The sequence below is a fragment of the Maribacter dokdonensis DSW-8 genome, assembly GCF_001447995.1.
Taxonomy (GTDB): domain Bacteria; phylum Bacteroidota; class Bacteroidia; order Flavobacteriales; family Flavobacteriaceae; genus Maribacter; species Maribacter dokdonensis.
In genome coordinates, this window is sequence record NZ_LDPE01000005.1 from 125,200 (window position 1) to 149,915 (window position 24,716).

The 24,716-nt window shown below is 36.1% G+C and carries 22 protein-coding genes; 6 read left to right on the top strand and 16 right to left on the bottom strand.

The genetic code is table 11. From position 1 onward, the window contains the following. Nucleotides 1-9 precede the first annotated feature (9 nt). The 5 genes from I600_RS19505 to I600_RS16330 form a co-directional block, all read right to left on the bottom strand. A complete protein-coding gene (locus I600_RS19505) occupies nt 10-2,124 on the bottom strand; it encodes a sensor histidine kinase (RefSeq protein WP_245188906.1) in 2,115 nt (704 codons plus the stop codon). A 6-nt stretch (nt 2,125-2,130) separates the two neighbouring features. After that, nucleotides 2,131-4,308, bottom strand: a complete 2,178-nt coding sequence (locus I600_RS19510; protein ID WP_058105627.1) for an ATP-binding protein — start codon at nt 4,306-4,308, stop codon at nt 2,131-2,133. Next, complete coding sequence (locus I600_RS16320; RefSeq protein ID WP_058105628.1) at nt 4,301-4,528, bottom strand: hypothetical protein; 228 nt, start codon at nt 4,526-4,528, stop codon at nt 4,301-4,303. The genes I600_RS19510 and I600_RS16320 overlap by 8 nt, the downstream gene beginning before the upstream one ends. 271 nt (nt 4,529-4,799) lie before the next feature. Further along, complete coding sequence (locus tag I600_RS16325; protein ID WP_058105629.1) at nt 4,800-5,492, bottom strand: Type 1 glutamine amidotransferase-like domain-containing protein; 693 nt, start codon at nt 5,490-5,492, stop codon at nt 4,800-4,802. Between the two features lie 50 nt (nt 5,493-5,542). Continuing rightward, complete coding sequence (locus I600_RS16330) at nt 5,543-6,850, bottom strand: DEAD/DEAH box helicase (RefSeq protein ID WP_058105630.1); 1,308 nt, start codon at nt 6,848-6,850, stop codon at nt 5,543-5,545. Between the two features lie 467 nt (nt 6,851-7,317). On the opposite strand from I600_RS16330, the gene I600_RS16335 reads away from it, so the two are divergent. Continuing rightward, nucleotides 7,318-7,554, top strand: coding sequence for a hypothetical protein (locus tag I600_RS16335; protein ID WP_058105631.1), 237 nt, complete (start codon nt 7,318-7,320; stop codon nt 7,552-7,554). Between the two features lie 260 nt (nt 7,555-7,814). Here I600_RS16335 and I600_RS16340 read toward each other — a convergent pair whose 3' ends face one another. The 6 genes from I600_RS16340 to I600_RS16365 form a co-directional block, all read right to left on the bottom strand. Continuing rightward, nucleotides 7,815-9,365, bottom strand: a complete 1,551-nt coding sequence (locus I600_RS16340; protein ID WP_058105632.1) for an NAD(P)/FAD-dependent oxidoreductase — start codon at nt 9,363-9,365, stop codon at nt 7,815-7,817. 74 nt (nt 9,366-9,439) lie between these two features. Further along, on the bottom strand, nt 9,440-10,051 hold the full coding sequence (locus I600_RS16345; protein ID WP_058105664.1) for an alpha-ketoglutarate-dependent dioxygenase AlkB family protein: 612 nt from the start codon (nt 10,049-10,051) through the stop codon (nt 9,440-9,442). A gap of 132 nt (nt 10,052-10,183) precedes the next feature. Continuing rightward, a complete protein-coding gene (locus I600_RS16350; protein ID WP_058105633.1) occupies nt 10,184-10,663 on the bottom strand; it encodes a hypothetical protein in 480 nt (159 codons plus the stop codon). Nucleotides 10,664-10,767: 104 nt separating this feature from the next. Continuing rightward, on the bottom strand, nt 10,768-11,142 hold the full coding sequence (locus tag I600_RS16355) for a hypothetical protein (protein ID WP_058105634.1): 375 nt from the start codon (nt 11,140-11,142) through the stop codon (nt 10,768-10,770). A 1-nt stretch (nt 11,143) separates the two neighbouring features. After that, nucleotides 11,144-12,616 carry a potassium/proton antiporter gene (locus I600_RS16360; protein ID WP_058105635.1) on the bottom strand — a complete coding sequence of 491 codons (1,473 nt, stop codon included), beginning with the start codon at nt 12,614-12,616 and terminating at the stop codon, nt 11,144-11,146. A 122-nt stretch (nt 12,617-12,738) separates the two neighbouring features. Beyond that, on the bottom strand, nt 12,739-13,155 hold the full coding sequence (locus I600_RS16365; RefSeq protein WP_058105636.1) for a hypothetical protein: 417 nt from the start codon (nt 13,153-13,155) through the stop codon (nt 12,739-12,741). A gap of 116 nt (nt 13,156-13,271) precedes the next feature. Here I600_RS16365 and I600_RS16370 point away from each other — a divergent pair, with 116 nt between their 5' ends. After that, nucleotides 13,272-13,541, top strand: coding sequence for an ArsR/SmtB family transcription factor (locus tag I600_RS16370; RefSeq protein ID WP_058105637.1), 270 nt, complete (start codon nt 13,272-13,274; stop codon nt 13,539-13,541). 53 nt (nt 13,542-13,594) lie between these two features. After that, the gene (locus I600_RS16375) at nt 13,595-14,605 is read left to right on the top strand and encodes an LLM class flavin-dependent oxidoreductase (protein ID WP_058105638.1); all 1,011 of its coding nucleotides are present in this window, start codon (nt 13,595-13,597) and stop codon (nt 14,603-14,605) included. An 11-nt stretch (nt 14,606-14,616) separates the two neighbouring features. Here the strand turns inward: I600_RS16375 and I600_RS16380 are convergent, their stop codons facing one another. The 3 genes from I600_RS16380 to I600_RS16390 form a co-directional block, all read right to left on the bottom strand. Continuing rightward, nucleotides 14,617-15,543: a carbon-nitrogen hydrolase family protein gene (locus tag I600_RS16380; protein ID WP_058105665.1), complete on the bottom strand. Its 927-nt coding sequence runs from the start codon at nt 15,541-15,543 to the stop codon at nt 14,617-14,619. A gap of 69 nt (nt 15,544-15,612) precedes the next feature. Continuing rightward, nucleotides 15,613-16,263: a peroxiredoxin-like family protein gene (locus tag I600_RS16385; protein WP_058105639.1), complete on the bottom strand. Its 651-nt coding sequence runs from the start codon at nt 16,261-16,263 to the stop codon at nt 15,613-15,615. Between the two features lie 277 nt (nt 16,264-16,540). Next, nucleotides 16,541-17,410 (bottom strand): AraC family transcriptional regulator, encoded by an 870-nt coding sequence (locus tag I600_RS16390; protein ID WP_058105640.1) that lies wholly within the window; start codon nt 17,408-17,410, stop codon nt 16,541-16,543. A gap of 171 nt (nt 17,411-17,581) precedes the next feature. Between I600_RS16390 and I600_RS16395 the strand changes: the two genes are divergently transcribed. The 3 genes from I600_RS16395 to I600_RS16405 are packed head-to-tail and all read left to right on the top strand — an operon-like array spanning nt 17,582 to nt 23,086. Then, entirely contained in the window at nt 17,582-21,073 is a 3,492-nt protein-coding gene (locus I600_RS16395; RefSeq protein ID WP_058105641.1) for a PVC-type heme-binding CxxCH protein, read from the top strand. Nucleotides 21,074-21,082: 9 nt separating this feature from the next. Beyond that, entirely contained in the window at nt 21,083-21,946 is an 864-nt protein-coding gene (locus tag I600_RS16400) for a sugar phosphate isomerase/epimerase family protein (RefSeq protein WP_209439208.1), read from the top strand. A 3-nt stretch (nt 21,947-21,949) separates the two neighbouring features. Continuing rightward, on the top strand, nt 21,950-23,086 hold the full coding sequence (locus I600_RS16405; RefSeq protein ID WP_058105643.1) for a Gfo/Idh/MocA family protein: 1,137 nt from the start codon (nt 21,950-21,952) through the stop codon (nt 23,084-23,086). 128 nt (nt 23,087-23,214) lie between these two features. Here the strand turns inward: I600_RS16405 and I600_RS16410 are convergent, their stop codons facing one another. Both I600_RS16410 and I600_RS16415 read right to left on the bottom strand, forming a co-directional pair. Beyond that, nucleotides 23,215-24,093, bottom strand: coding sequence for a PhzF family phenazine biosynthesis protein (locus I600_RS16410; RefSeq protein ID WP_058105644.1), 879 nt, complete (start codon nt 24,091-24,093; stop codon nt 23,215-23,217). Between the two features lie 62 nt (nt 24,094-24,155). After that, nucleotides 24,156-24,686, bottom strand: coding sequence for a sigma-70 family RNA polymerase sigma factor (locus I600_RS16415; RefSeq protein WP_058105645.1), 531 nt, complete (start codon nt 24,684-24,686; stop codon nt 24,156-24,158). Between the last annotated feature and the right edge of the window lie 30 nt (nt 24,687-24,716).

A 24,716-nucleotide genomic window follows, 5' to 3' on the forward strand; every position in this document is an offset into this window, starting at 1 on the left:
GTTGTTGGTCTAGTTTGGTAATTCTATAATAAATGTGGTTCCCTTATTTTTTGTTGTTTCCACTTTTAACTTTCCATCATGTCCTTTTGTCACAATATCATAACTCATGCTTAACCCCAAGCCGGTACCTTGACCGGTAGGTTTGGTGGTGAAAAAGGGCTGGAATATTTTCTCTTTGACTTTTTCAGGAATACCATCACCATTATCAGAAACACTAATAGTGATATGTTCATCAGACTTTTTGGTACTGACAGCAACTATGGGCTTAAAACTAACATCTCTTTGTTTTTTCTCGTTTACCGCATAAAACGCGTTGGTAATCAAATTAAGAATTACCCGCCCCATGTCCTGTGGTACAATATTTACTTTTCCAATGCTCTCGTCAAAATCGGTAATGAGTTCTGCATTAAATGATTTATCCTTTGCTCGCAGACCATGATAGGCTAAGCGCAAATACTCATCAGCAAGGGCATTGATATCAGTTGGTTCTTTTGTGCCGCTATTGCTTCTAGAATGTTGTAACATACCTTTTACAATATTGTCCGCACGTTTGCCGTGATGGTTTATTTTTTCTAGGTTTTGTTTGATATCCAATGAAATAGCCTTCACTTCTTCAAGATCTCCTTTATCCAATTCCTCGTTCATTTCATCAACAAGTTCGTTGCTTACCTCAGAGAAATTATTGACGAAGTTTAACGGATTCTGAATTTCATGGGCAATGCCGGCAGTGAGTTCACCAAGGCTCGCCATTTTTTCAGATTGGATGAGTTGAGATTGGGTGGTTTTTAATTCTTCTAAAGATTGATTAAGTGCTGCTGTGCGCTCCTTAACTTGTTGCTCTAAAGTATTTTTTTGTTGAGATAAAATGGATTCTTTTTCTTTGGATAATTCTTGGACACGATTTAAATTTAATCTTAAATCTTGACTGCGCTTTCCAAATGCGTAACCTAAATAGATAGCTAAAACAACAGGAACGAGCATAAAAGAAAAAGGAATAAATTTATCTATCCGCTGGTCTACTAAACCCATATACCAACATATCATTAAAATCCAAAAGGCCAGGTTAATACAACTAGAACTTAAAAATAAAAAGCTGGCAACTTTATTTTTGTTCCAAGATTTTAAACTTAAACGTATAATACCAGCATAAAGGAAAATTGACCAGATTGGCCCCAACTGCTCAGGATCATATAAAAAGTAACAACCTATAGTTAAAAAACATAAAAAACTAATAGCTTTAAAAACAAGGTCTATAGGCTGTGCTAATATTTTGTAAAAACAGAACAAAAGAATAAGGCTTGAAATAAGAATGCAAGTGTCATAATAAAAAGTTAGCCAAAAATAAGTGCCAGTATTATGATAGAACGACAATACTCCTAATGTAAATAGAATTAAGAATAATAAAGAGGCAGCAAAATAACCGTTAATTTTCTCTTTAGGAAAGAAAATAAAAAACGATAGGAAAATAATAAACATTAGAATAGCAAGACCAAGTGAGATATAATAACTATTGACATATTGTTGAAAAAAAGCTACACGTTTATTCTTTACCACATCAGTTGAATTGGCATTACGCAAAGACGATATATAAATTCTAATTAGTCCGTTATGATAGTAGATAGGGTATTTGTATTGCGCATTGACAAAACGTACAGCTAAAATTTGTTCCTTGCCTATCTCTAAAGGTAAATGAAGCACTTGGCTAAATGGGTTATGGTAGATAACTTCATCCTTATTAGAGCTTACACTGCCCAATTGGTGAATTAGTTTGCCATCTAAATAAATTTCTGAAGCTCCTTCTTGAAAGATATTTAAAACCAGTGCATCATTTAATGACTGGTCTGCCATAATACGTTTACGCAACCATACAATTTCGCCCCTATCTGCAATTACGTTTTTTCCATCAAGCAGATTTAAGTTATTACTAGAGAATTTATTCCAGGTAGAATCATCAAATTCTGGATTTGCCCATAATTTATTATCTCCTTTTTGATAACGCCAATCCATTCCAAGAATCATCCAGTTATCAGCAACAGTACTATCTGTAATGACTAACACTTTGTCCTCTTGACTAAAAACTGTCAACGAAAGTAGAAAGCCAATAATGTATAATATATGTTTCATTATCATTTAAATTATAGGAAAAATGATTTTAAAAGTGGTTCCTTCACCTTGTTGTGTTGTTACCAGCAATTCACCACTATGCCCCTTAGTAATAATATCGTAACTCATACTTAAACCCAAGCCGGTACCCTGCCCGGTAGGTTTGGTGGTGAAAAAGGGTTGGAATATTTTCTCTACAATTTCCTTCGGAATGCCATTACCGTTATCGGAAATAGAAATTTGTACACTTTGAGACCCTCCCCCAACCCCTCCAAGGAGGGGAGTTCGCTTTGAGGTAATTTTTACGGTAGGTTTATAACCTTCAATGTCAGAATTAGCTTTTTCATTTACCGCATAAAAGGCATTGGTAATCAAATTGAGAATTACCCTCCCCATGTCTTGTGGTACAATATTTACTTTTCCAATGCTCTCGTCAAAATCGGTTATGAGTTCTGCATTAAAAGATTTATCCTTTGCTCGCAGACCATGATAGGCCAAGCGCAAATACTCATCGGCAAGGGCATTTATATCCGTAAGTTCTTTTGTGCCATTACTACTTCTAGAATGTTGTAACATACCTTTTACAATATTGTCTGCACGTTTGCCGTGATGGTTTATTTTTTCAAGGTTTTGTTTGATATCCAACGAAATAGCCTTCACTTCTTCAAAATCTCCTTTATCCAATTCCTCGTTCATTTCATCAACAAGTTCGCTGCTTACTTCAGAGAAATTATTGACGAAGTTTAAGGGGTTTTGAATTTCATGGGCAATACCAGCAGTTAACTCTCCAAGACTCGCCATTTTTTCAGATTGGATGAGTTGAGATTGGGTGGTTTTTAATTCATCTAAGGATTGATTTAATTCTGATGTTCTTTCTTTTACTTTTAATTCTAACTTTTCATTTTGAGAAGCAATAAGCGCACTCTTTTCAGCTTCGACCTTTACAAGTTCCATTGCATTTTTACGCATATCCTCATTTTTCTCTCTCATGCGATATGCGACAAATGCCAACATTCCAAAATAAAAAATTCCCTTACCGATTAAGTCACTGTTTACAGAAACTAATCTTAAACTAAGATGATCACCAGAAGCGAGCCATCTATATATAAGTCCTAGATAAGAAGTAGTAAATGATAAAAATAAACTAAACATGACTACCCTGACAGATATTACTTTTTTTCTGGATTTTAATGCGAAAATGAGTAAAAATATGGCAATCCCTATTACCGTAATTAGGTAGGAATAAGAACTGAAATACATTGCTAAAGATGCTATTATACAGAATAGAATCAACCATTTTTTAAGGTTTCCATATAACATCCTATAGCCCAATAAAAGACATAATATAGGGAAGAAGAAAAATAAAATATTACTTACATAATCTAATGTAATCATGATGTTAGAAGGTAGGGTGAAAAATAAACTATCTCCACCAAAGAATGCCGATGCAATGGTTTCTAGTAACATTACAGTGCAAAAAAGAGCTATAATTAATAACTCCTTTTCATCTCTAATTAGAATATAGAGAAGCCAGAAAAGAATTGAGAATATAAAAGAGCTGATCAAGTCAAATAAAGCTTTAAAACTCAATAAACTCATATAGTCAAAATACGCGTTGGATACAATTCTGGTTGAACCCACTAGAGCTTTGGTTATGTTTCCATAAGTGCTATAGTCAACATAATGTATCGTTAATGTATGTACTGTATCAGGTTCTAAAAATATTGGGGTTCTTATTTCAAAATCTTGAATGTGTTCTTTAAATGAGGCTCTATCGTTCCCTTTTTCGCCAAATTGGCGGAACAACTTTCCATTTAAATAAATATCCTCAGCAGCATGATCTTCTTTATCTAAATAGAGAGGAAGCTTTGCTATAGCACTATCAATAGTAAACTGCAATCTGAACCATCCTTCAAATTTTCCAGAACTATCTACCATATCATTAGTTATCTCAGAAGGACTTAATCGTTCCCAGCCAGCTAAATCAATCTCTACAGGAGATAAATCTTTTTCATTGCCCGATTTAAAAATCCAACCTTCTCTATTTTTCAACGTTAAACCAAATAGTGGATCTACATCTGCTTTCGTAAAATGTATAATGGTATCTAGTGCCAATCCATTTTTATCTACCGGGTTTTCTTGCCCACTTGCCGTAATTAGCATAGAGAAAAATAGCGTGATGAATAGGAGGGATTGTTTAATCATTAATTTTTAAGTTATTAGTTGAACCTAGTTCAAAAATGGTTCTAAAGAAATTGGAGGTTGAAGAGATAATTAAAGATAACTTATTGACAGAAGTACCATTAAAACAAGTGTCATCATTGAAAATGTAAGTATGGGTTGTTTGGTAGACATTTATGTAACCAAGTAGCCATTTGGTATTGATTTCAATGACTTGATTTTCCCTTTTTAAAGCTAATTTCATGCACAATTGGTGGTTGGTTTAAAAAAATAGCACTGATTACAACTTCATCCTCGTATTTAATTTTTTGAATTAAACACAAGACAAATAAGGCTACACATCAGGGGGCGATGAGCAACATATTGTGAATCAGAAAAATAAAGGGGAATTTTACACCCTTAAAGTACGTAATAACTTTTACTTTAAGAGTGTTTTATTAAGAATTTAGATGCAAGAGATGAACTAGAATCCTTAATAAGGATATTAGCACATAAAATATAGTTATAGATTGAAGTTATGTAATAACAGTACTCGGTATCAGTTCTTCTACAATTTCACCATCTTTTAAATATACGTAGTACGAATGGTTTTCATTGTTCAATGAGACTGAAGTATGAACTTCACCATCAATAAAATGAATAGCGGAACGGTCGTCGCAGGCATAACCATCGGATAGTTTGCCGGTCTTTATGTTTTCAAAGTATAAAGGTCTTCGTGAAGTTTCAGAATTGTAATGCGGGCAGTGGCTCTTGTCTATAAATGACATGCCGCCAACAATACTTAATTCTTTTGGTCTAGAATCTGTAGTACCGCCATTAAACCAGCATAAAGAACCAGCGCTGCCACCACCCATAACTACGCCGTTGTCATAAGCTTTTTTAAGGGCAACATCAATGCCTTGCGCTTTCCAAATGGCGAGCATGTTCAACGTATTTCCACCACCAACGATTATGGCATCCATCCGGGAGATGATCTCATCGAACGATTCTTTTTGGTCGTAAGAATTAATCCAGACCGAAAGTACATGTGGGGTAACATCTATCTGTGAGCACACCTCATAGAAAGAAGCAATATACTGAGCGTCTTCACCACTAGCTGTAGGAATAAAACACATATTCGGTTTTTCCTTGCCAGTAGCTTTGGCAATGTAGTTTAAGAAAGGTACGGTATGGCGGCCACTGCCGTAAATTACCATTTGCTTTTTCATAAAGACGATAAAATTTTTATGCTAAAGATAAAATGAATTATTAACAGAAGCTATTCGCTTCTGCTAGAATCTGTTCGTTTTTTAGGTCTGCTCGAATTCCTATTATTCTTACCTCTAAAGTTGTTACCACCAGGCCTGTTTCTGTTTTTGTTTTTATTACGGGAGTTGCCTTGTTTTCTTTGTTGTTGTGCCGGTTGACTGTCCGTATCTTGCGGAGTGTCTTCATCTACGAATTGATGCTCTGGCATGCGAGGTACAGATTGTTTTATTAATTTCTCGATATCACGTAAGTAGGGTCTTTCTTCTTTGTCACAAAAAGATAGTGCCGTACCACTTGCATTTGCCCTACCTGTTCTGCCTATACGGTGAACATACGTTTCGGATACGTTTGGTAAATCATAATTAACGACCAATGAAAGGTCTTCTACATCAATACCCCTTGCGGCAATATCGGTTGCAACCAATACCTTAAGATCTCCCTCTTTAAAAGCGCTTAGTGCCTTTTGTCTTGCAGTTTGCGATTTATTACCGTGTATGGCTGCAGAACGTATACCTGCTTGGTCTAATTTCTTGACAATTTTATTGGCACCATGCTTAGTTCTGGAGAAAACAATAAGGGTACTCTCAGGGTTCTCTTTAATGATATGGATAAGCAGTTTTGGTTTGTTAGGCTTGCTAACAAAATATACCCCTTGTTCAACTTTCTCTGCTGTAGCTTGTTCTGGCTTAATGGTAACGCGTTCAAAATCGCCCAACATTTTTCTAGAAAGCTCAACAATGTCTTTTGGCATAGTTGCCGAAAAGAATAATGACTGTCGTTTAGGAGGCAATTTTGCTATGATTTTCTTAATATCATGAATAAAGCCCATGTCCAGCATTTGGTCAGCTTCATCAAGTACTACGTGTTCTAAATCTCTAAAAGAAATAAAACCTTGGTTCATTAGGTCTAATAAGCGACCGGGAGTAGCAATTAATATATCAACGCCTCCTCTAAGGGCGTTTACTTGTTTACCCTGTTTTACTCCGCCAAAAATAACGGTATTACGTAGGCCTGTGTATTTTCCGTACGCCGTAAAACTTTCGGCTATTTGAATGGCAAGTTCACGGGTAGGTGTTACTATCAGCGCCTTAATTTTTCTTTTATTCTGGCTAAGGCTTATACCTTCATATAATTGATGTAGGATAGGAATACCAAATGCAGCCGTTTTACCGGTTCCCGTTTGTGCAACGCCCAATAAATCTTTGCCTTTCAGTAATATGGGTATGGATTGTTCTTGAATTGGAGTAGGGTGAGTATATCCTTCAGCCTCTAATGCCTTAAGGATAGGTTCGGCTAAGCCGAGTTCTTTAAATGTCATAAAATTTTAATAAGCTGCAAAGGTACGCTTTAATGTGGAAGGAATTGTAAAGTGGGGTTAAAGTACAAAGTAAGAAGTATTAGGTATTAAGTATTAAGTAAGAAGTATAAAGTAGTTGGAAGTAAGAATATAGAATAAGGAGAATAGACTTTTTTTGATTAGTTCCTAATCAATCGTATTAAGTAAAGCTAAATTTTATAGTTTCTAACAACTAACAACTAACAACTAACAACTAACAACTTATTTTGAATTTGATTTTTGAGATTGCGCTTGTATTTAAAACATCGATTGTCGATTAAAGACACTAAAAATCGGTAAGGTGAAAATAGGGGCAATGTCGTTAATCGACGAGATTTTACACTTAATCCGAATCTTTGTCAAGTAACGAGAATACGGTGTTTTTCAGCGATTCATCACCTAGTAAAACAAGGTCTACGGCGTTTTATAATTGTAACAAAACGCAAGTCATGAAAACATTAGCAACTATCATCTTCATCATCTTTTTAAGCTTTAATGCTCAAGCTCAAAACACAACTTCAGAGGTTAAAGTTGAAACTATTGAAATGAGCATTGTTACGGAAACTACAAATGAAGTTAAAACGGAATCTACTACTGAGGTTGCTCGTTTATACAAATTCAAAAATTCAAGAATTAAAAGAGATTTGAATTTTATCACTAAAGCTAACAAGCCTAAAATGGCGTAATTACAGTAGTTGGTATTAAGTATTAAGTAAGAAGTATAAAGTATAAAGTATAAAGTATAAAGTATAAAGTAGTTGGAAGTAAGAAAATAGAATAAAGAAAATAGACTTTTTTTGATTAGTTCCTAATCAAATCTATTTAGCAAAGCTAAATTTTATAGTTTCTAACAACTAACAACTAACAACTAACAACTAACAACTAACAACTAACAACCAACAACTCATTTTGAACTTGAACTTGAACTTGAATCTTGCACTTAAACTTACAACCCTGCCATAGCAGCTTCGGCACATCTTTCGCCATCCATTGCTGCAGAAACAATTCCACCGGCATAGCCACCACCTTCACCACATGGGAAAAGTCCTTTGATTACTGGGTGTTCCAGTTTTTCGTTTCTAGGGATGCTCACAGGTGATGAGGTTCTGGATTCCACGCCCACAATATTTGCTTCGGCCGTGTAATAACCATGCATTTTATCACCAAAAGCTTTAAAGCCTTGTCGCAATCTACTACCAATAAGTTTAGGTAACAGGGAGTGTAGGGGAGCGGAGTTTAATCCGGGTTGGTACGAGGTAGGATTAAGATCTACGGATAAGTTTCCTTCCACAAAATCGGTCAATCGCTGAGCTGGGGCAGTTTGCGTTCTTCCGCCAGAAGTGAATGCCAGTCGCTCTAAATTCTTTTGATATTCCAATCCTTTCAAAGCCCCGAATTTCTCATATTTAGGAATATCTTTATCCACATTAATTTCCACTACGATACCGGAATTGGCATATAGGTTATTTCGTTTTGATGGTGACATGCCGTTTACAACCACCTCGCCAGGGGAAGTGGCAGCAGGCACAATGAATCCGCCAGGGCACATACAGAACGAATACACGCCACGTTCCTTCACTTGTTCCACTAAACTATAAGAAGCTGCAGGTAACAATTCGCTTCGGTCACCAGAGCAGTGGTATTGAATACTGTCTATAATATGTTGCGGATGCTCTACACGCACGCCCATGGCAAATGATTTTGCTTGTAGCGCAATATCTTTTTTATGTAATAAGTCAAAAATGTCACGAGCGGAATGTCCCGTAGCCAATATTACGCGATCCACGGCCATTTCATTATTGTCATTTAAAACAATGGCTTTTAATGTATTGTCCTTGATAACAAAATCGGTCACCTTGGTATTAAAATGTAATTCACCACCGTGCTGCTGTATAACTTCACGAATATTCTGTACAATTTTTGGGAGTTTATTGGTTCCTATATGCGGATGTGCATCTACCAATATTTGGTCTGTTGCACCATGAAATACCAAACTTTCGAATATGCGACGTACATCGCCACGTTTAAGACTACGGGTGTATAGTTTTCCGTCAGAATACGTACCTGCGCCACCTTCACCAAAACAGTAATTACTCTCAGGGTTTACCTGATGGTCTTGATTAATGGCTTTTAAATCTCGTCTTCTATCTTTTACATTGTTTCCACGTTCCAAAACAATAGGCTTGTAACCCATTTCTAAACAACGTAATGCCGCCCACATACCTGCAGGTCCAAATCCTACAATATGTATGGGTTTGGCATTTGATACATCTTTATATTCAAAATGCAATGTATCGTTTGGTGCAGGTTCATTAATGTATACCGCCAATTTGTAATTGAATACAATTTTAGGTTTACGAGCATCAATGGATTTACGTAAGACTTTAAGGGTAAACGACCCTTCTTCGAGTCCAAGATATTGCGCTGTACGAATTTGTAATCCGTTTGGGGTTGCTTCTTCCTTTAAAGTTAACCTTAGCTGTACATTTCTAATCATGGGGCAAAATTAAAGTAAAAAGATGATGTAAAGCTGTAGCGGCTTAAAAATGCATAAGGTCTGTAGCGGTAAAATTATTTTTCAATGATGGTTCTAAATGTGAGGTTTACTCTTGGCGTTTTACTTTTTGTAGTGGGTGGCAATCTATGTAACCAGTGGGTCTGTGTTGCATCTTTCATAATTAAAAGGCTACCGTGCTCTAAAACGAGTTCAACCTTTTCTTTCGTTTCTTTGTGTTTAAATGCAAATTTTCGCTCCGATCCAAAACTGACTGAAGCTATTGCGCCATTTTTTTTCAGGTCTTTTTCTCCATCACTATGCCACGCCATGCCCTCGCTGCCATCATGATATAGGTTTAATAGGCAAGAGTTAAAGGTTTCGCCACTTTCTTGCTCTACTTTAGATTTTAATTCAAGCAACTCTGTAGTCCATGGTAGGGCTAGTTTAGTGGTTTTAGAGTAGGTATATTGATATGGTTTTTCGCCATACCATGCTACTTTTCGTTTCGTTATGATCTTTTTGCCAAAGATGATGGCTTCATCATTCTTCCATTCTATTTTGTTCAACAAGACATTTAGGTAGTGTATAGCGTCTTCCTCATTTAATATTTTACCAAAGTAATGTACCGTTCCGTCACGTGGAAGTAGGTTTTTCTTGTGGTCAACCTCTATATCAAATAATTTCATAATGCTTGCTTTATAACAATTCAGAGAACTAAAGTACTTGGTAATCATCTCAAAAGCAAAAGCGAATAGTTAACCTTTTTTATAAGATTTTCTATTCGCTTTTATAATTAAAAAGAACTTTTTTGATATATACTAATTGCTTTTGAGCAAGTTTTTAATCGCTTTGTTCCATTTTTCTATAGACTGAAATTCTCCACTCAGTTGGTAGTTGACTTCAACATCATAAAATTCAAAAACTACATCTGGTGCATTGGTGTTTTTTGGGAAAAGTTGCAGCAGCAATCGCTCTGTAATTTTCTCTTTTCTTGCAAAGGATTTACCAATGTTCGCAATTTCAGTAGTTTTAATAGTGGCTAAATCGGCATACTGTTCATGTAATTCTTCGCCATTTTTTGAGACAAAGAATACAAATTTCTTTTCAGTGTCCATACCTATAGCATAGTGACCAAAAATTTCATATTCCGTTAGTCTACAATGATGTGTAGTTGCGATGTCGTTTAAAGATGACATCATTTTTTTTTCTTTTATTTTTCTGTTTCTGTTCGTTAAAACAAAAGGCATTGCACATAGTGCAACAGATGCTAAACCAATAGCAGTTACTCCAAATTCCATGTTGTAAATTTTAATTTTTTAATACTGATTATTGTATGATGTAAAGTGATACATCATAAGACCTAGTTGTTTAGCTATCAAATTGATAGCCTATATGAAGAGGTCTACCAGAAATTATGGAAAGGATAAATAAGATCAGTTTTTCTAAACTTGATCAATAGCGTTTTGGCATAAAGAATATATTGCCTATATCTAGAAATAGAGGCAAAATCAATACCGTTAAGGCTAGCGGTAAAGCCAGTAAACGGAAGCTTGTAATTAGGCGAAACAACTTCGGCAACATCTGAAACCGAAACTTCAGTTTGCTGAGCATGTGGAGATAAAAGTTTGGTGGACGCTGTAAAATAGCTTTTTTGCTCGCTATTTTCGCTTAATGGTGTTTGGTTAAAGTTAGTTAAGGCATCTGCAGAGTTAACCAGCCCGAAACAATAAATTGTAACGAGGAGTAGAACTTTTACTATGTTGTTAAAACTTTGCATTTTACGCTATAACTACTTGGTCCAGTATTTCATTAACTTCTTTTAAGCTTTCTTCATTATCTAGAAGTAAAACCAAAATATCATTTGCTTCAATCACCGTAGCACCGCCCGGACGTACAAATTTACCATTTCTCTTTATCATGACAATAAAAGCCGACCTGGGAAAATGTAAATCGATAATTCGTTTTTCTACAGCAAAACTGTTGGGAGCAACCGTAACTTCTTCCATAGCGGATTTAGGTAGATTAAGAATGTATCTATCATTTTCTGCAATAGGTTTTACTTCCTCCGGTAAAGCAACATTAAGCCATTTGGCAAAAATAGATAGGGTAGTACCTTGGATTAAAACCGATGAAACCGATATAAAGAATACGATACTAAATATAATATTGGCCTTATCAATGCCTGCCAATAGGGGATAAGTTGCAAATACGATAGGCACTGCACCACGTAAGCCCACCCATGAGATATAGAAACGTCTCCCTAGTTTCATTTTAAAGAACATAAGGCTTAATAAAACACTTACAGGCCTTGCCACAAGAATTAAGAATACCGATATAAGCAGACCAATACCTAAATAAGGTAAAATCTGAGAAGGGAAAACGAGTAGGCCTAAGGTCAAGAACAATACGATCTGCATTAGCCAAGCCATACCATCGAACATTTTTAAAATGGTTGACTTATGTATTAAATCTTGATTGCCTAAATACACGGCACAAATGTAAATAGCCAAGAAGCCATTACCGCCAACAGCGTCTGTAGCGGAAAAGGTTATGAACATTAAGGCAATGACCAGTACAGGGTACAAACCTTCAAAGCCTAATTTAATTTTGTTTATGATAATTTCACTGAGCTTTCCAAATACAAAACCGCCAATGCCGCCCAATATCATTTGTTGTAAAAACAAGGGAATGATAGAGAGAACGCTCAGGTCTTGATTAATGACCAAGGTCAAAAAAGCAAGAGTAAGCACATAAGCCATGGGGTCGTTACTACCACTTTCAAGCTCTAACGTGGGTCTTAGATTACTTTTTAAAGCTAAATTTTTAGAACGTAAAATGGAGAAAACCGCTGCGGCATCTGTAGAAGATACAATAGAGCCCAACAACATGCTTTCGTATATGGTAAAATCGGTAATATAATAGACGAAAGTTCCAAGGGTGACCGCTGTGAGCAAAACCCCTAGGGTAGATAGCACAAGTCCCTCTTTTAAAATAGGTTTTACAGCGTTCCAATTGGTATCTAAACCACCAGAAAACAATATAAAGTTAAGAGAGACAATACCAATAAATTGGGCAAGCTTAGGATCATCAAACTGAATACCGCCAATACCATCAGATCCGGCAAGCATACCTATAGCCAAGAAAAGAATCAATGTAGGTACCCCGAATTTGTACGAAGTTTTACCGACTATAATGCTGATAAACAGTAATATAGAGCCTACAAGAAGTATGTTTTCTATGGTAAGGTTCATTGGTGGTCAGTTGCCTTAATTTTAAGGCAACAAAGTTAGATTATTTATCAAAAAACCAATACAAATGTTAAGGTTTGGCACAATGTTAACATGTTGTATTATAACCCTGATTTATTAAAAAACTAATTAATTTTTCTAATGAAGGCAGTTATAATATTTATGAGGTATAGTAATTGCACACAGACTGCCGCAAGTGTACATAAAGTCACGGTTAAATGAGAACCAAAATCTTGATTTGAATCTGATAAGAAAAATGGAATGAATAAAATTAAGCAGAAGCCAATAACGGTAATTATTAAATGAATTATGGTCAGCCAATTTACTAACCTTCTGTTCAGTTTAATTACGACCCAGTATCCAAAACCTATAATTGCAAATATAATAGAGATTAGTACCGCTAAATTGATCAACCCCAGTACATAATAGGTGTCATGAATATTAAAGTAGAATGTTTTATCAGGTTTTAGAAATCCTGTGAGTAGTATTATGGGAATCAGAATCCAGAAAACAATATGGGGTGTTTTGGTAATTTTAGTCATCTGTTGGTTGTAGTATTATTCCTAAAGTCAAGTTAATCATTTTTAAGATAATCACAATAAAAGTTTAGTGTCAATATTTATCTATATATTTACATGTATCTATATAATATATCATCATGGAGCTAAAACAAGTGGAGAAAATATCTAAAGCATTAAGTGATGTAAATCGTTTAAAAATACTGCAGTATATGCAGAAAAATCAAGGCAAGGTTGAATGCACCAAAGCGTGTAACCTGCTGGATTTAAGTCAACCTTCCATCAGTCATCATATAAAAAGGTTGGTTGAGGCAGAACTCATCAATCAGCATAAAATAGGACGTAATTATCACTATTCCTTAAATCATGAAGTTTGGGATAATTACATGTTACGACTGAAGCAACTGTAGTTTTTTTGATAAAACATATAGATACTTTTAAATGTATTAATGAAATTATTTGAATGAAAAATATTAAATATTCTATATTGGATTTGGCCATTGTATCAGAGGGTACAACGTTAAAAGATACTTTTGACCACTCTTTGGCATTGGCACAAGCTGCGGAAGAAGTGGGGTACAACCGATTTTGGTTGGCAGAGCATCATAATTCTATAGCTATTGGTAGTAGCGCCACGTCTGTATTAATGGGCTACATTGCCGAAGGAACAAAAACTATAAGAGTGGGGTCAGGTGGTATAATGCTACCAAATCATTCCCCATTGATAATTGCAGAGCAGTTTGGAACTTTAGGAATACTGTACCCAAATAGAATAGACCTAGGTTTGGGGCGTGCACCCGGAACCGATCAATTAACCGCCCAAGCCATACGGTCAGATTTTTTCCAAGCGGCACAGTCTTTTCCTTTAGAAGTGGAAAAAATTCAGCGCTATTTCTCTACTGAAAATGCAGATGCAAAAGTGCGTGTTACCTTGGCAGAAGGGGTAGAGGTACCTTTATACATTTTGGGTTCAAGCACGGATAGTGCACACTTAGCCGCCAAAAAAGGATTGCCATATGCATTTGCGAGTCACTTTGCAACGAATCATTTAATGAATGCCTTGCAAATTTACCATCAAGAGTTTCAGCCTTCTAAGGTTTTGGAGAAACCGTATACCATGACCGGCGTAAATATTATCATTGCGGATACAGATGAAGAAGCGGAACGCATTTCAACATCCCTTTATAAAATGATCATTGGTTTGTTGACAGGAAAAAGGGGCTATATGCAACCACCGGTACCCATGACTCCTGATTTACGTGAATTGAGTAAAAATCCGTCTGTACAGCAAATGTTGAAGTATTCCTTTATTGGTAGCAAAGAAACCGTTAAAAAACAAGTGCAACAGTTTATTGCCGATACCCAAGTAGACGAACTTATTGCGGTTACCAATATTTATGACGGTAAAGACCGCATAAAATCATACCGTATGTTTGCCGAGATTATGAAAGAATTGAATGGGGAGAAGGGATAATTCTCCCCTTATTAATCCTTGATTTCTATGGTAGACTGTCTTTCTCTGTTCACGGAAAGTTTAGTGACATCTGGTCTAGAATAGTGCCCTACGGGATCAAAATTCTGACGTTCTTCTAAAACCCTGTTGAAATCTATAGTTGTTGTGATCAATCCCTCTTTATCAATTACAGGAGGTAAAATCCATTCCCCATCCGGTCCGGCAATACAAGAACCACCGTTTGCCAATGTTTCCGGGCAATTTTCAAGAATGGCGTTTAAATGTGGAGTGTCATCTGGAAAATCGGTTTTGCTCATTAAGCTAGATACAGAAACTACAAAAGACCTGGATTCTCGTGCAATGAACCTGGTGATATCGGCGGTATTGTAATCCGATCCGGGCCAAACGGCAATGTGTAAGTTTTCTCCCAATCCGTACAGGGTAGCTCTAGGCAAGGGCATCCAGTTCTCCCAACAGTTTAATCCGCCAACACTAAAGTTCTTAAGATCATGTACTTGTAATCCGTTACCATCACCCGGTGCCCATGTCAACCGCTCTTCGTAGGTAGGCTGTAATTTTCTGTGAACCGATTTTATTTCGCCCTGGTTGTCAATATATGCAAGGGAGCAGTAAATACTATGACCGCCTCTGTTTTGTGCTCGTTCCATGAGACCTAAGTAGATGGCAATCTTATGTTGTTTCGCAAGCGCACAGATGTCATCTAATTCTCCAGCCTCAATTTGAACCGAATTTTTAACGTAATGCGCATGAATCTCTTTCTGAACTTTAGAATCGAATTTTGCACCATTGGTCATAGAAACCCAAAAAGGATAACCCGGTAACAATGCCTCACCAAAGACAACGAGCTCACAACTGTCTTTGGCCGCCTTTATAATATATTCCTTAATTCTATCAATAGTAGCAGATTTGTTGAGCCAAACCGGTGCTATTTGTGCCATGGCAATTTTAAGGTGGTTTTGCTCTGGTGTGTCTATAATTTTCACTGATAAAAGGTTTGGTGGTTTTATTTAAGAGATACTTTTTAAAGCTTCAACAATTTCGTCTGGCTCTGAACGTGTGCGGTAATCAACGTTAACGTAGCTCCATTGAATTGCACCGTCTGTGCCAACAATAAAGGTAGCAGGTATTGGCAATACCGTTCCATTTCCGTTGTTTATTTGTTTTAGATCAAGATTTCGGTCAACGCGCATATGGTCCAAAAGAAATTCTGGTACTTCCCAAGCTACGCCGTACTTAGACGCTACTTTTGCATCTTGGTCAGACAAAACTGTAAAATCCATCTCACTAATTTCATTCTTGGTCATTGATGCATCTGGAACTTCTGGACTAATGGCGATCAGCGTAGCACCAAGAGATTGAATTTCCGGTAGCTTAGCTTGTAATGCACGTAATTGTAAGTTGCAGTATGGGCACCAGCTACCACGATAAAAAGTGACTACTACCGCACCGTTATCCAATAAACCGGATAATTTTATTTGATTGCCTAAAGCATCCGGTAACTCAAAATTTGGAGCTTGTTCTCCTACCTTTAGCGCATTCTTACCTTTTTCAAAAGCCTTTGCTTCTTCGATGATCTCATCGACGCCTTTCATGAATTCAGGATTTTTTTGTCTGCCAAAAGCTATTTTAGCATCGGTCTGTTCTCTTAGTTTTTGCATTATGTAAGTCTAAATTTTCTATGTATATAGCTACTAGGTAGTCTAGCGTATTTTTTCGAAATATAGTGAAAACCCTTTGTGCTATTGGTCTGTATTAGGAATAATATAACATTGTTCTTATGGGTAAGATGAGCATATATACCTTTATTTTGTCAAAGTTGAAACGTTGTGGTAATTACTTTTAGCTTTGCCTTATATTTGTGCGGATGGTACAAGAAATCTATTATTGGAAATTCAAAAATTCCGCAATTGATTCCATTAAACTAGGCATTGACGTTTAGTATATCTCGTATTTCTTTTTGTATGCCAAAGGGGTTAATTTAGTGATATGCTTAAATTGTTTGTTGAAATTTGAAAGCGTTTGATATCCGCTTTGATAACAAGCTTGTGAAACATTCATTTTCTTCTCGATTAAAAGTTTACAAGCATGACCAATTCTAATTTCACTTACAAAATCTGAAAAAGGTTTATTAGCGTGTTGCTTAAAATATCTACTGAATGATGTAGGGGTCATATTCGTTAGTTTGGCTAAATCTGTCAAGAATATTTTTTGCTTAAAGTTTTTCATGACAAAAGCATACACTTTGAACATACGTTCCGTATCTGCTTCCCTTAGGGTGTTGGTATAACCAGCGCTGGCCAAAAGATTAAATTCGTTGGTTGTACTTATAAAATTTAAAATTTTTAGTAATTGTAGCACACCATCAAACCCGGTCATGGCTACAAGGTCAATCATCATTGTTTTTAAGGTTGCAGCGGTCTTATGGGTAAACTCAATTCCCCGTAGACTTTTATGGAAAACATTTCGTAAACGTATGGCTTCATTGCTCTGCAAAAGATTTTTTCCTAAAAAATCTTTATGAAAATAAATGACGATCCCTTCAGACCAAGCAATGTTCATTTCTTGCTCTTCCTCATTTTCACTACGCCAAAGATGTGGAAGGTCAGGACCTATAAAAGTGATATCACCAGCAATATATGATTTAACGCTATCGCCAATAAATCTTGTGCCACTACCTTTTAGAACTAGAAAAAGCTGATGTTCTGAATGAAAATGCCAATGAGGATCAAAAACAGGCTCTTTAAGCATTCTAGCTAAATAGGCATGATGCTTGGGAATCGGTGATTTTTGTAGAGCAGATTTCATGACATAATGTTGGCTTAATACATTCCATTTTTAAATGGAATTTATACTAATGTATCAAAAAAATATAGTTATTATGATTTGAATGATAATATATAGTCGGTTTGTGGTAAATGAGAGTAATTTTTCAGCTTGTTTTTTGGGTAATATTGACCTGAGAAAAATAGACCACCTATGAAAACCTATTCTTACCCATTTTTATTTTTATCACTGATTATCTGTCTATCGGCTTGCTCGCCAATGGGTAAAGAACGGTTAGATGATAAGCCGAGAAGAATAGAATTACTTTTTTTAGGTCATGAATTGGAGCATCATAATTCAAGAACCTATTTTCCCATTTTGGCATCTGCATTAACTAAGGATGGTATAAATATTACATATACCGAAAAACAATCTGACCTTAATGAAGAAAATTTAAGATTGTATGACGGACTCATTATGTATGGAAATCAAGAAGAGATTTCTCATAATGAGGAAAAAGCATTATTAAGCTTTGTAGAAAATGGTAATGCATTCATTCCTATACATTCGGCTAGTTTTTGTTTTAAGAACTCCAATGAATACATAAAACTAGTCGGTGCGCAATTTAAAAGCCACCATACAGGTACATTTATGGCAGAGATTGTTAATAAAGATCATCCTGTTACTAAAAATTTGGCTCCATTTAGAACTTGGGACGAAACTTATGTTCATGATAAAATAGCTGATGATATTACCGTTTTAATGGAGCGTGTAGAAGGTGATCACCGTGAACCTTACACATGGGTAAAAGAAGTAGGAGAAGGCAAAATATTTTATACAGCTTTTGGTCATGACGATCGTACATGGAACAATAAAGGATTTCAAAGCTTAATTAAATCTGGAATTCTTTGGGCTGTAAATAAAAAGGTTAAAAAGAATTGGACAGCATTTATGGCCAATATGCCAATATTATCCTATGAAGAACGAGCAAACATACCAAACTATGAAAAAAGAGATCCTGCGCCAAAATATCAACTACCGTTATCTGCAGAAGCATCAAAAAAATTAATTCAGGTACCTGCGGGTTTTGAAGTACAACTGTTTGCATCTGAACCAGATATTATAAACCCAATTGCTATGGATTGGGATGAACAGGGTAGGTTATGGGTTATTGAAACTGTCGATTATCCAAATACTGTTCGTAATGATAATAGTAAAGGTGATGATAAGGTAAAAATTTTGGAAGATACCGATGGTGACGGAAAAGCGGATAAGGTAACCATCTTCGCAGAAGAATTGAATATACCTACAAGTTTTACTTTTTATGATGGCGGTATTATAGTTTCACAGGCACCTCATTTTATTTTCTTAAAAGATACTGATGGTGATGATAAAGCAGATGTAAAAGAGATACTAATAGATGGATGGGGAACTTTTGATACACATGCAGGACCATCAAATCTGCAATATGGTATTGACAATAATCTTTACGGTGTAGTAGGGTATTCAGGGTTTGATGGAAATGCTTTTGGACAAGATTTAAAATTCAATCAGAATGTCTATCGTTTTAACCCCAAGAAGAAAACTTTTGAAGTTATTACTAATACCAGTAATAACACTTGGGGGTTGGGCATAACGGAAGATAACGAGATATTCGCATCTACAGCGAACAACACGCATAGTGCATTTGTAGCTATTCCGAATAAAAACCTAAAGGATGTAAAAGGAATTGGGGCTGACGGAAGTGCTAAAATAGACGGGCATTATTATATGCAGCCAATTACTTCAAATGTAAGACAAGTAGATGTTTTTGGAGGGTTTACTGCAGCGGCGGGTCACTATTTCTATACTGCACGTGCATATCCGGAGCCGTATTGGAACAAAATAGCCTTTGTATGTGAGCCAACGGGTGGGCTAGTGCACCAAGCTAAAATAGTCAATAATGGTTCTGGTTATGCTGAAGAAGATTATGGTAATTTATTTGCATCTGCGGATGAATGGAGTTCACCGGTAGATGCCAAGGTTGGACCTGACGGAGCTGTTTGGATTGCAGATTGGTATAATTTTATAGTACAGCACAACCCTACACCTAATGAAGATCGTGGCGGATATAACGCAGAAAATGGAGACGGTAATGCCTATGTAAATCCTTTAAGGGATAAAGGTCATGGTAGAATTTGGCGTGTGGTACCAAAAGATGATGATACCTATGAGCCAAAACAATTGTCAAAAAAACAACCAGATGTTTTATTGAAAGCATTAAGTGATGACAATAAATTTTGGAGGTTAACCGCCCAACGCCTTATAGTTGAAAATGAGTATGTTGACTTATTAAGTGGTCTTTATGAATTAGTGAATGACCAACATGTTGATCAAAACGGATTAAATAATGCTGCAATACATGCCCTTTGGACTATTAATGGATTAAATGCCATTGAAAATAATAATGAAGCACTTAAAGTAGTACGTAGTGCATTATATCATAAAGCATGGGCAGTTAGAAAAGCTGCATTGCAAATGTTACCTAGAAATACACAGACCGATGCAGCTATATTAAAAGCCAATACACTTTATGATACAGACCCTCGTGTTCAATTGGCAACATTACTTTATTTTACAGAAAGACCCTCTTCCACGAAAATGGGGCAACTAATGTATAACCTTTCACAAGACCATAAGGTGATGAGTGATCCTTGGTTATATAAGGCACTTTATGCCAATGCGGCCATTCATTTAAGCGGGTTTTTAAATGCGTTTCATAAAGCCAATCCTACACATGAAATTTCTTTTGAAAAAAGAGTTGATATGAGTTTGGTCAATTACGATGACAGCGATTGGGAAACTATGGAGTTGCCCCAGTATATTGAAAATGCCGGACTGGATATTGATGGTGTTATTTGGTTTAGAAGAGAAGTACATATACCGGCCAACATGGTTAAGGGTGCTGCAATATCGTTAGGTCCCATTGATGATTCAGATATTACCTATATCAACGGAATTGAAGTAGGTAGTATGGCATCAAGTTATAGTTCCAATAGACATTATAAAATTCCAGATGGGGTATTAAAACCAGGTAAAAATACGATTGCCATTAAAGTTGAAGATACTGGAGGCGAAGGTGGTATTTATGGTAATTTTTGGCAGATGTATATAGAAGCAGGTGAATCCTTGGTTAGGATCAATGGAGCCTATAAATATAAAGTCGAAAAAAGCTTTTTGGATCAAGAGGAAAAAGTAACTAACGTTTTTGATATGGTCAACCTCTTATATAAGTACTACGATAATCAATCTAACAAAATTGAAGCTCAAGAAAACATTGATCAAAATGACGCTAAGGTGATTGAAATCAAGGTTTTAAAAAATGAAATGAAGTTCAATGTTACCAGGTTTGAGGTAAATGCTAGTGAACAAGTAGAATTGGTATTGAAAAATCCTGATTATATGCAGCATAATTTGGTCATAACTAAACCCGGTAAAAAAGATATTGTAGGAAAAGCGGCAGATAAAATGGCTGCGGATCCTAATGCTGCGACACTTAATTATGTACCGCAATTGGGCGATGTGCTATTTGCAACACCAATATTGAATCCAGATGAAACGTATTCCCTAAAGTTTACGGCCCCAAGTAAACCAGGTGAATACCCATATATCTGTACCTTTCCCGGACATTGGAGAATTATGCAAGGGGTAATGATCGTTAAATAGATGAGAGATTTGAATAAGAATAAGTTGGTTTTCGGAGTGAGTACTTGGCTGTGGCAATCACCATTTTCCACTGAAAGTATTGGATTGTTTCCAAAAATTAAAAAAATGGGTTTTGATGTTGTTGAAATCCCCATAGAGGATCCGTTATTAATCAATGCGGCAGAAGTAAAAAAAGCGCTAGATGATTATGGTTTAAAAGCTTCTATTTGCGGGGCATTTGGACCAACTAAAGACCTGACCAGTAAGGATGAGAAAGTACATTTGCATTGCTTTGAATATTTAGAGCAATGTTTTGAAATCTGCAGTGTATTTGGCGCAACATCTTTTGTTGGCCCTTTATATTCGGCTGTAGGAAAGGCGCGTATGTTATCTACAGATCAAAGAAAGACAGAATGGGATTTAGCGGTAGCCAATGTAAAACATGCTTGTCATTTAGCTTATGCATATGATCTTAAAATAGGAATAGAGCCATTGAACAGGTTTGAGTCAGATATGGTCAATACGGCAGAAGATGTAATGCAGTTAATTGCAGATGTGGATCATAAAGCCGCTATGGTATCTTTAGATAGTTTTCATATGACGATAGAAGAAAACAATCTACGTAAAGCTATAAATGTAGTAGGTGATAAACTTATACATATTCAAGTCTCTGAAAATCATAGAGGTACTCCTGGTACCGGGCTCACCCCTTGGAACGATATTTACCTAGGTCTTAAGGATATTAATTATAACGGAGCTATGGTCATTGAAAGTTTTACTCCGGAGATAAAGGAATTGGCTAGTGCCGTTTGTATATGGAAGACCAAGGCAAAGAGTCAAGATGAATTTGCACAAAATGGACTAGAATTTTTAAGAAGAACATTTAAGGATTAACATATGAATTTAAGTGATAAAAAAATTAAGATCGCTATAATAGGACTTGGCTTTGGAGCAGAATTTATTCCTATTTATAAAAAACATCCTAATGCGGAATTGGTAGCATTATGTCAACGAAACGATAAAAAACTCCAACAAATAGCGGATGTGTTTAATATAGAAAAAAGATATACTTCTTACGAGGAGCTTTTGAAGGATCCAGATATAGACGCAGTGCATATAAATACACCAATACCTCTTCATGGTCAGCAATCTATACAAGCATTAAGGGCAGGTAAACATGTAGCCTGTACGGTGCCTATGGCAACAACTGTTGATGAATGTAGGCAAATTGTGGCCTTGATCCAAGAAACCGGGTTAACTTATATGATGATGGAAACCGTGGTATATGCTAGGGAGTTTTTATTCATGAAAGAGTTATATGAAAATGGTAATCTGGGGAAAATTCAATTTTTAAAAGCAAGTCATCAACAAGATATGGATGGTTGGCCCAATTACTGGCCGGGCTTACCGCCAATGCACTATGCTACACATTGTGTAGGACCGGTTTTAGGATTAACTCAGAATGAGGCAGAATATGTCTCTTGCTTTGGGTCTGGTACAATTCGCGATGAACTAATTAAAGAATACAATTCACCATTCGCTGTAGAAACTACCCATATTAAATTTAGAAATTCCGATTTAAGTGCTCAGGTATATCGCTCTTTGTTTGATGTAGCACGGCAGTATAGGGAAAGTTTTGAAGTATACGGTTCCAAGAAATCTGTAGAATGGCCCTTGATCAAGGGTAAACCCCTTGTAATGCATACGGCCAAGAAACCAGAACAGGAAATACCTGAAGAGGTTGTCTGTCCGGATTTTGCAAAGTTGTTGCCCAAAGAAATTCAGTCATTTACCACACACGGCGTATATGATGAGGATGATAATCAACATTTATCCTTTACCCAAGGGGCTGGTCATGGTGGTTCTCACCCTCATTTAGTACATGCTTTTGTAAACGGTTTGCTCAATGACACTACTCCTTATCCGAATGCAAAACAGTCTGCTAACATTACATGTGTGGGTATTTTATCACACGAATCCGCTTTAAAAGGAGGAGAGATCATAAAACTGCCAGATTTTACTTTTACAGATTAAAATACAGTAGGGCTTTAAATTATAAATACAGTCTTAATGACCATTTTAGGGCATTAAGACTGTGTAATATTATATTAATGGTTCCAGATTATTTTTATTAAATAATTAAATGAATGGTAAGCTCATTTTCAAACATCGATCTCAACAACTAATTGTTTGTTCAAAATGCCTATGCCGCCAGCCATTAAACCGCTTATTTCTTCCTTTTCAATTTGTAGTTTAACGGTAATTAAACTGGGCGAAGGCGGTACCATATATTTGCCTTGTTGAATATGAAAAGTACTTTTCTGTTGCTTTAGAATATCAAATAAATAGCTCCCCAGCGGACCGGCGGCCATACCTGTACCGGCTTCTTCCAAAATACCATAACGCGGACCGAACATTCTTGCGGTAGCATCATATGAAGTATCTGTGGTAAACGCATAGTAACCAATGAGATTCAACTCGTCGCTGATTTTATTGATCATGTCAAAATCGGGTACTATATTCTTTAATGTTTCGCTGTTTTTAACGGGAATAAGCAAAAATGAATTACCCGTATGTACGGATAGCATAGGGGCATTTGGTAAAACATCCGCTGTACGTAATCCAAGTGATTGTAAAACGGCATGTTTGTCGCTTATTTCAGTATATTTTGGGGGCAATTGCTCCATAAACGCTAAATCCCCTATGATTTCTATTTTTCGACTGCCATCAATCGTTTCTTTTGAAGAGCTATTTTTGGTTAATATGCCCATTTGCTTTAAATAAGAGAATGTGGCAACAGTGGCATGACCACAATGCGCAATTTGCTTGTTGGGCGTAAAAAAATCCAATTTAAAATCATCGGTTGTAGACTTTGATACGAATGCTGTTTCAGATAAACCAACCTTTTTGGCAATTTCAAGTTTGTTTTTGTTAGTTAGGGCATCTGCGTTTAGCACAACTCCTGCAGGGTTGCCACCTTTACCATGTTCGGCAAAAGCATTTAAAATTTGTACGGTTATCTTTTGTTTTGACTTTTCCATTTGTAATAATTTATGTGTTATACAAGATGGACGCTGTGCACTGGAAAAAGACGTAGTAATTATTACTTTTTTTCAAAATCTATTAATTTGCCCGTATCATCAGATGCTACATTTGGGCAATCTAGAATATTCTCCTTTAAAATTTCCTTGGCTTTTTGTACCCTGGATTTTGTACCGGAATAGGAGATGTTCAAATGCTGGGCAAGTTCTTTTTGCGAATAATTTTGAAAAGAAGTCAATATAATGGCTTCTTTATGATGAGAGGATAGGTCTTCAATTTTTTGATTGATACAATTTGTTAGGTTGGCGTATTCAAAATTTTCACTATCCACTTCGGGGAAATCCATATCGTTTATTGAAATAGTTTTATTGGGAGATTTTCTATAGTGGTCAATAATACTGTTCCGTGTGATTTGATATACCCAAGAGGTAAGCTTAGAGGTGTGTTTAAGCTGATGTATTTTAGTTTGAACCTTTAAAAATACTTCTTGATGAATATCTTTAGCAATGTGTTCATCCTTAATTCTCCCTAAAATAAAGGTATACAGTTCTTCATTTAAATCTATCCAAATGGTGTTAAGTTCGGTTTTCACAATGGTAAGTTTTAAAGGGTTTAGGTCATA

Coding starts and splice junctions, on each gene's coding strand:
- I600_RS19505 (WP_245188906.1), bottom strand. CDS start 2,124: ATGAAACATATATTATACATTATTGGCTTTCTACTTTCGTTGACAGTT.
- I600_RS19510 (WP_058105627.1), bottom strand. CDS start 4,308: ATGATTAAACAATCCCTCCTATTCATCACGCTATTTTTCTCTATGCTA.
- I600_RS16320 (WP_058105628.1), bottom strand. CDS start 4,528: ATGAAATTAGCTTTAAAAAGGGAAAATCAAGTCATTGAAATCAATACC.
- I600_RS16325 (WP_058105629.1), bottom strand. CDS start 5,492: ATGAAAAAGCAAATGGTAATTTACGGCAGTGGCCGCCATACCGTACCT.
- I600_RS16330 (WP_058105630.1), bottom strand. CDS start 6,850: ATGACATTTAAAGAACTCGGCTTAGCCGAACCTATCCTTAAGGCATTA.
- I600_RS16335 (WP_058105631.1), top strand. CDS start 7,318: ATGAAAACATTAGCAACTATCATCTTCATCATCTTTTTAAGCTTTAAT.
- I600_RS16340 (WP_058105632.1), bottom strand. CDS start 9,365: ATGATTAGAAATGTACAGCTAAGGTTAACTTTAAAGGAAGAAGCAACC.
- I600_RS16345 (WP_058105664.1), bottom strand. CDS start 10,051: ATGAAATTATTTGATATAGAGGTTGACCACAAGAAAAACCTACTTCCA.
- I600_RS16350 (WP_058105633.1), bottom strand. CDS start 10,663: ATGGAATTTGGAGTAACTGCTATTGGTTTAGCATCTGTTGCACTATGT.
- I600_RS16355 (WP_058105634.1), bottom strand. CDS start 11,142: ATGCAAAGTTTTAACAACATAGTAAAAGTTCTACTCCTCGTTACAATT.
- I600_RS16360 (WP_058105635.1), bottom strand. CDS start 12,616: ATGAACCTTACCATAGAAAACATACTTCTTGTAGGCTCTATATTACTG.
- I600_RS16365 (WP_058105636.1), bottom strand. CDS start 13,155: ATGACTAAAATTACCAAAACACCCCATATTGTTTTCTGGATTCTGATT.
- I600_RS16370 (WP_058105637.1), top strand. CDS start 13,272: ATGGAGCTAAAACAAGTGGAGAAAATATCTAAAGCATTAAGTGATGTA.
- I600_RS16375 (WP_058105638.1), top strand. CDS start 13,595: ATGAAAAATATTAAATATTCTATATTGGATTTGGCCATTGTATCAGAG.
- I600_RS16380 (WP_058105665.1), bottom strand. CDS start 15,543: ATGGCACAAATAGCACCGGTTTGGCTCAACAAATCTGCTACTATTGAT.
- I600_RS16385 (WP_058105639.1), bottom strand. CDS start 16,263: ATGCAAAAACTAAGAGAACAGACCGATGCTAAAATAGCTTTTGGCAGA.
- I600_RS16390 (WP_058105640.1), bottom strand. CDS start 17,410: ATGAAATCTGCTCTACAAAAATCACCGATTCCCAAGCATCATGCCTAT.
- I600_RS16395 (WP_058105641.1), top strand. CDS start 17,582: ATGAAAACCTATTCTTACCCATTTTTATTTTTATCACTGATTATCTGT.
- I600_RS16405 (WP_058105643.1), top strand. CDS start 21,950: ATGAATTTAAGTGATAAAAAAATTAAGATCGCTATAATAGGACTTGGC.
- I600_RS16410 (WP_058105644.1), bottom strand. CDS start 24,093: ATGGAAAAGTCAAAACAAAAGATAACCGTACAAATTTTAAATGCTTTT.